Raw genomic sequence first — 6,840 nt, forward strand, 5'->3', positions numbered from 1 at the left:
GGTCAATGGGGTGCTCGCGCCGGGCGTCAGCCGATCAGCGCATGGATGCGCTGCTGAGCGGCCGAGCAATCGCCAAAACGTTCGTCCACCCAGTCCGTGTCGAAATACGTGGGCAGGTAGCGCTCGCCCGCATCGCACAGCAGCGACAGGATGGAGCCCTGCTCGCCGCGCTCGCGCATCTCGCCCGCCAGCGTGAGCATGGCCACGAAATTGGTGCCGGTGGACGGGCCCACGCGGCGGCCCAGCAGTTGCGACAGCGCGCGCATGGCCGCGACGGACTCGCAGTCCGCCACGTCGATCATGCGGTCCACCAAAGTGCGGATGAAGCTGGGCTCCACGCGCGGGCGGCCAATGCCTTCGATGCGCGAGCCCGGCGCCGTCAGCGTTGCGTCGCCCGTGCGGTGGTAGGCACTGAAGACCGAACCCGCCGGGTCGGCCACGCAGACCTCGGTGGCGTGGCGCTGGTAGCGCACATAGCGGCCAATGGTGGCGCTGGTCCCGCCAGTGCCTGCACCCACCACGATCCAGCGCGGCACGGGGTGGGGCTCACGCGCCATCTGCGTGAACATGCTCTCGGCAATGTTGTTGTTGCCGCGCCAGTCCGTGGCCCGCTCTGCATAGGTGAACTGGTCCATGTAGTGCCCGCCCGTCTCGGCGGCAATGGCGCGGGCCGCCTCGTACACCTCGCCCGCACGGTCCACGAAATGGCAGCGACCGCCATGGAATTCGATCTGCGCAATCTTCTCTGGCGAGGTACTGCGCGGCATCACCGCCACGAACGGCAGGCCCAGCAGGCGTGCAAAGTAAGCCTCGCTGACGGCGGTGGATCCGCTGGACGACTCCACCACCGTCGAACCTTCGTGGATCCAGCCATTGCACAGCGCGTACAAGAACAGCGACCGCGCCAGCCGGTGCTTGAGGCTGCCCGTCGGGTGCGTGGATTCGTCCTTGAGGTACAGGTCAATGCCGTGTGCCGTGAAGGCGGGAAGGCGTAGCGGGATCAGATGGGTGTCGGCGCTGCGCTGGTAGTCGGCTTCGATGCGGGCAATGGCGGAGTGAAGCCAGTTGGAGGCCGAAGTGGCATGGAGTGATGACGAGGGTGTCGGGGTGTGCATCGCATGATTGTCGCAGCGCAGTAGAACTACTTGGAAAAGCATGAAACGGATAACGCAGCTTTCGAGTGTTGAGCGCCATTGCACGTGCCACTGTTTTTAAGCATTGCTTCCCTCTCAATCGGTCGATTTCACTATTAATTCGTAATTATTATGCTGCTCTAGTTTGGTAAATAAAAATACCTTCAATTTTTAAGGTATTTAAATTATTTTAATGTTATTGACTTTTTCAAAAAAATCAACGAGAAAAGGTTTCTTTGTACTGAATCACCTTTAGTGACGATTTATCAATTTTTATTATATATTCTAGTCCGCCTCCACCTCTGGAGTGATTTTCTTTTTCTTTTATTTTTTCATGAAATGTAAAAATCATGAATTTATCTTCAATTTGTATTTGTAAGTCAAATTCGTTGGGGTTTTTCTTTGTTGTAAAATAGTTTGCGGCGACATTTATTGATTGATATTCTTTTGAAGTTAAAGGGATAATTTTTGCCGAGTTATTTGATTGAGACATTGTTGGTCCTGAAATCACTAAAAAAAACAGCATTATGAAAAATTTCATTTCAAAATCTCTTTTTTCCCTGAAGATGGAGTGAATTTGTGAAAAGTGTTGGCAGGGGTTCCTAGGTACCCTGTGTAGTTTGGTTTGCCAACTCCGTCGCTCGAAATGCCGCTGATGTCTGTGGGGGAGAAATTCAGCGAGTTAAATTCATCTTTTGATGCAATGGTAGCCTTCCCGTTTGTAAGGCTGTAGTTTCCGTGCGTGTGATAGTCGCCTACAGCAGATGTTCCTTTTGGGCATGGGCTATCATGTGGATCAGTGCTTGATAAAGCGCCATGTTTTGGCTTTGACGAGATGTATTTTTCTGAACCTCTACACGTCGGGCCAGTGCATTCGATTTTACAAATCATACCGCCGTATTCCCTGTTTTCTTTGATTGATTTTTTGTTTATTCCCTTTAAAACATCTAAGGCCGCACTATCGCTTGTGTTAAACACTTTTCTGCCCGAAAAGTTTTCGCCTTTTAACCCCAACGGGTCCGTCCTGGATTGAGGTTGGCCTACGTATCCATAAAAATTCACGTCCCCTGCCAACCCAATAGGATCCTGCGTCACATACTGCCCAACCCCCGGGTCGTAGTAGCGGAACCGGTTGTAATGCAGCCCCGTCTCCTGATCAAGCTGCTGCCCCTGGAAGCGGATGGGTTGATGGATGCGATGCGGGTTGTACTCCTGTTCGATCTCGCCCCAGGCGCCATACCTTACGGCCCAGCTCACGTCGCCTGCTTGATCCCCGTTCGCGTTCACCAGCGCAATGGGTGTGCCCAGGTGGTCCGTGACGAAGTGTCGGATGGTCAACGGGTAGGCATCCTCGGTGTGAGTTTGTGCTTTCTTGAGGAGCTGCAGTGACTCTTGCACTTGGTCTCGCATGTCTTGCGGCAGCAACGCAGAAACTGGTAGCCCGGCTGTAGCGCTTCATTTAATAGTTGGTGCAGCATTCCCTCATCGAGGTGTGGCATTTCCTGCGTTGACCTTCGCCGCCCACCAAGGCCAGCAGGATTTTAGAGGGGGACGTACCCTTAGTTCGATTTGCTACCCGTAATAGTGAGGTCCCGACAGGTTGCTTGGGCTGTCGTATACAAGCAAACTATGGGATAAATATTTATGGCGCGAAATTTTTGTGCGTCACGAGCATAAATGCTGCTAGAAATAAAAACTCGATCAACTTAAATTCAGAAGCGATAAACATAAGGGAAATAGTGAATTTCGCAATGCCATCCACTCTGATAAAGAAGAAAAGAGCCACTAAAATATTAATAAAAGCAAGGACGAATAAAATAGTAAGCCAATTTTCATTAAAATCCATCGCGTATTTATTCAATTCATATATGAATATTGAAAACAAAAAATACAATGTAATATTGATTTTCTTATTAAATTTTCGCATTTTATTCAAATATGAGAATTGCGGCCTTTTTATATTTTTTGGCTGACTCTTCAGTACCTTTTGATGCTGGCTGAGGCCATTCAGACGGCTTTTCAGGTAAAGCTTTTAAGTCTTTTGTCATAGTTGTATCACACGTAAGCTTCTTCTCTTTGCTAGGGTTGGGACCGTAGCACAAATCATGGGTTTTGCAAATGGAATCCATGCTATCGAGGGGGGGGGCATTTCCAACTTCACCTCCACTAACCCCTCCACTCCATTTTCCACCGCACCAATTGCCGTACCTCGGCCCGTCACTAATTGATCTTTTTGGGCCGGGTGTCCATATAATCTCTTCTAAACCCAACGGATCGGTGCCTAGCGTTGGGTTGGCTGGATAGTCGTAAAAATTTAAACCACCTGCCAATCCTATGGGATCCTGAGTCACATACTGTCCCACGCTAGGGTCGTAGTACCTAAAGCGGTTGTAATGCAGCCCCGTCTCCCGATCAAGCTGCTGCCCCTGTAAGCGGATGGGTTGATGGATACGGTGGGGGTTGTACTCCTGCTCGATCTCACCCCAGGCGCCGTATCTTGCAGCCCAGCTCACCTGTCCCGCCTCTTTTCCGTTGGCGTTGACCAGCGCAATGGGCGTACCCAGGTGATCGGTCAGAATGTGCCGGACGGTCAGCGGGTGGGCATCTTCGATGTGGGCTTGTGCTGCCTTGAGGGCCTGCAGTGATTCCTGCATTTGGTCTCGCATGCCCTGCGGCAGCAGGGTGGACAGTTGGAAGCTTGGCTGCAGCACTTCCTTCAAGGCTTGGTAGAGCATCTCCTGGTCGCGGTGCTGCAGTTCTGGTTCTTGCGCTTGCGAGTCGCCGCTACCCGCCAGGGCCAGCAAGGTTTTGACGGGGTTGGTGTGGCCTTGTTGGCTGCGCTGCACCTGCAGCAGCGGCACAAAGCTGCCCGGCTCGTACACCGTGTGGTGGATCTGCCCTTGGGCTTGGGTGTGCACCAGCCTGTCGCCATCCCAGCCGTAGTGGGTGGCTTGGCTTACCTGGCCGGTCTGCTGGTGTACCTTGCTCACCCTGCGCCCGAACGCGTCGTAGCGGTAGGTGGTTTTACTTTGCACCTGTCCTTGCGGGTCGATCTGTGTGAGTTGCCTGAGCTGGTGCAGGCCGTCGTAGTGCAGGGCGGTGATGCTGCCATCGCCATGGCGGGCTTCAATCCGGTTGCCCCAGTCGTCGTACCGGTAGTGGGTGGCGAGTTCATCATCTGCGCCCTGGCTCCAGCCGATGCGGTTGTCCCGCCAGCGTTCCACGTCCTGTTTGGCAGGGCTGTCCGCGCCGGGCTGTGGCTGCAGCAGGTTAAACCGTGGGTCGTGCAGGTTCTGCTGGACCTGGGCGATCCAGTCGGCGCCGGCGCCCGTGGCGGTGTTGCCGCCCGTGTTCTTGCCGTGTAGTGGCTCAGGCAGCCGGTTGCCCGCCGGGTCCAGTCTCCAGCGCGCTTGCTGCTCGCCCTGGGCACTGGCGCTGCGCTGCCCGGTCAGGCGCTGGCGGGCGTCGTACTGGTACGCGTCGGCGTGGGTCGGGGTCTGGATGCCCACGAGCTGGCCCAAGCTGTCGTAGGTGTAGCGGCGTTGCCGCAGGCCACCGATGAGGGGCGCTGCACTGGCGGGGGCGCTGTTTGGTCCGGGCAGGCCTTGCCAGCGCTGGTGCAGCAGGCGCCCCAGGGGATCGAGCTGGCGGCTCTGGGTGGGCGCTGGGCTGGCGCCCTCTCCGGGCAGCAGGTGCAGGGTGCGGCCCACTTCGCGGTGCAGCTTGTCGCGCTCCAGTGCCACCAGGGGCGCCTGGTTGAGCAGCACACCGTGCACGTGGCCCGAGCCGTAGCTGAGCCAGTCGAGCTGGCCGATGCCCTGCAGTTCGCTGGTCTCGCGTTGGCCGAGGGCGCCCAGGCGGTGGTGGATGCGGTGTTCGAATTCGATGGCCTGCTCACCGCCAGTGTTCTTGGTTTGTTTACCTGCTGCGGCAGGGCTGCAGTACAGCGTTTGCACCTCGCCAGTGGGGCGCCCCAGGGCGTCGCGCTGCAGGTCTACGCGGCTGGTTTTGGGCAGCCGGTGGACTTGCAGGCTTTGCAGCAGGGGACTGCTGGCCAGAGTTTGGGCGTCGTGCTGTTGGCTCAGGGCACTGTGAAGCTGATGGGTGTTGATCTCCAGCCAGGCAGCGATCAGCTCGGCGGGCGCAGCAGCCGATGCATCGCGGTGTTCTGGCCGATCAAGCCAATCGAGCTCCCAGCCCTGGGTGTCCAGGAGTTCGCCGCTATCGCTGTAGCCGAACTGGTGGATTTGCAGGTCTGTGTTTGCGGTGAGTGGATTTGCTGGTGTTGCTGACTTCACCTCTGCTGCAATGCCGGACCTGCCGACCTTGCCGGTCACGCGGTAGATCAGGCGCCCAGCGCTGTCGTAGTGGTAGCGGCTGCGCACCGTGCCATGGCCTTGGCCGGGCGCGCCCATGCCGCTGTCCTGCGCATCGGTCTTCTCGATCAATTGGCCCGCTGCGTCATACCGGTAGCTTTGGCTGCGGCCGTCGAACCCGATCTCCCGGACCAGGCGGTCCTGGCTGTCGTAGGCGAAGCGAGTGACCGCATGGTTCTCGTTGATCAGCTCGGTCAGGCGCCCGGCCACGTCGTAGCGCAGGTGCAAGCTCGCGCCCGCCTGGGTCTGTGCGGTGACGCGGCCCCACAGGTCGTGGTCGTAGGTGATGGTGGTGGTCTGGACCGATGCACTGCGTGAGCTTGGTCCTGTGCTGGCCAGCGCTCCGAGGGTGATGGCCTGCACCTGCTCGTTGCTGCCCCAGCGGTATTGCACCAGCGTGCCGTCCGCCTGGGCGGTCTGCTGCAGGCGGCCCATGGCATCGCGCTGGTGGCGTGTGCGCTGGCTTAAGGGGTCGGTCTCTTCGATGAGCTCGCCCCAGGCGTCGTGCTGCCAGCGGCTGGTGTGGCCCGAGCAGTCGGTGTAGCTCGCGAGCTGGCCGATGGCGTTGTAGCCCATGGTCTTGCGCCCGCCCTGGGGGTCTGTGATCGCCATGGGCTGGTCCACCCAGGCGCGGGCGTTGCCTGCTGCGCTGTGAGGTGGGCCGCTCAGGTATTCCAGTTGGGTGGTGAGGGCGATGTCGCCCGCGACCACGGTGGTCTGCACCAGACGGGCCCAGGGGTCGTACTGGTAATGGGTGTGAATGCCGCTGGCGCTSGTGCTGTGCAGCAGCAGGCCGTCGGCGGCGGTGCCGGGCAGGCCCCAGCGCTGCTGGCTGCTGCGGCCGTCGGGCCCTTGCACCCCGAGCAGGTGGCCCTGGCCGTCGTAGCGCCAGTGGGTGGTGCGCCCNGTGCTGTGCAGCAGCAGGCCGTCGGCGGCGGTGCCGGGCAGGCCCCAGCGCTGCTGGCTGCTGCGGCCGTCGGGCCCTTGCACCCCGAGCAGGTGGCCCTGGCCGTCGTAGCGCCAGTGGGTGGTGCGCCCSAGAGCGTCGGTGGCGGCAATGCGCCGGCCTGCGCTGTCGTACTGGTAGTGTGCTTCGCTGCCGTCCGGGTGGACTTCGCGGGTGATGCGCTTGAGGCCCCCGGTGCCTTCGTGGTGGTAGCGGGTCACGCGCTGCAGGCTGTCGCGCACGGTGGTGCAGCTGGCGGCCCGCGGGTCCTGGGGGTGGACGTCTTCGTAGCCGAAGTAGTAGCTCAGGCCTTCTTCGTTGTGGTGTTCGGCCACGCGGGCGCCGGGGCGCGGCGGTGGGTTGCCGAAGTTTGCACTGGAGCGCT

General features: G+C 58.9%; 4 protein-coding genes. All 4 read right to left on the minus strand.

The features are described from left to right. Window positions 1-26: 26 nt before the first annotated feature. Window positions 27-1,115: a PLP-dependent cysteine synthase family protein gene (locus ASG27_RS22485; RefSeq protein WP_056421071.1), complete on the minus strand. Its 1,089-nt coding sequence runs from the start codon at window positions 1,113-1,115 to the stop codon at window positions 27-29. 235 nt (window positions 1,116-1,350) lie between these two features. Continuing rightward, a complete protein-coding gene (locus tag ASG27_RS27025; RefSeq protein WP_156371544.1) occupies window positions 1,351-1,674 on the minus strand; it encodes a hypothetical protein in 324 nt (107 codons plus the stop codon). Beyond that, complete coding sequence (locus tag ASG27_RS27920; protein ID WP_326938779.1) at window positions 1,671-2,531, minus strand: RHS repeat-associated core domain-containing protein; 861 nt, start codon at window positions 2,529-2,531, stop codon at window positions 1,671-1,673. The genes ASG27_RS27025 and ASG27_RS27920 overlap by 4 nt, the downstream gene beginning before the upstream one ends. 530 nt (window positions 2,532-3,061) lie before the next feature. Next, complete coding sequence (locus ASG27_RS27925) at window positions 3,062-5,944, minus strand: RHS repeat-associated core domain-containing protein (protein WP_442854103.1); 2,883 nt, start codon at window positions 5,942-5,944, stop codon at window positions 3,062-3,064. Between the last annotated feature and the right edge of the window lie 896 nt (window positions 5,945-6,840).

The organism is Acidovorax sp. Leaf191, assembly GCF_001424425.1.
GTDB lineage: Bacteria > Pseudomonadota > Gammaproteobacteria > Burkholderiales > Burkholderiaceae_C > Acidovorax.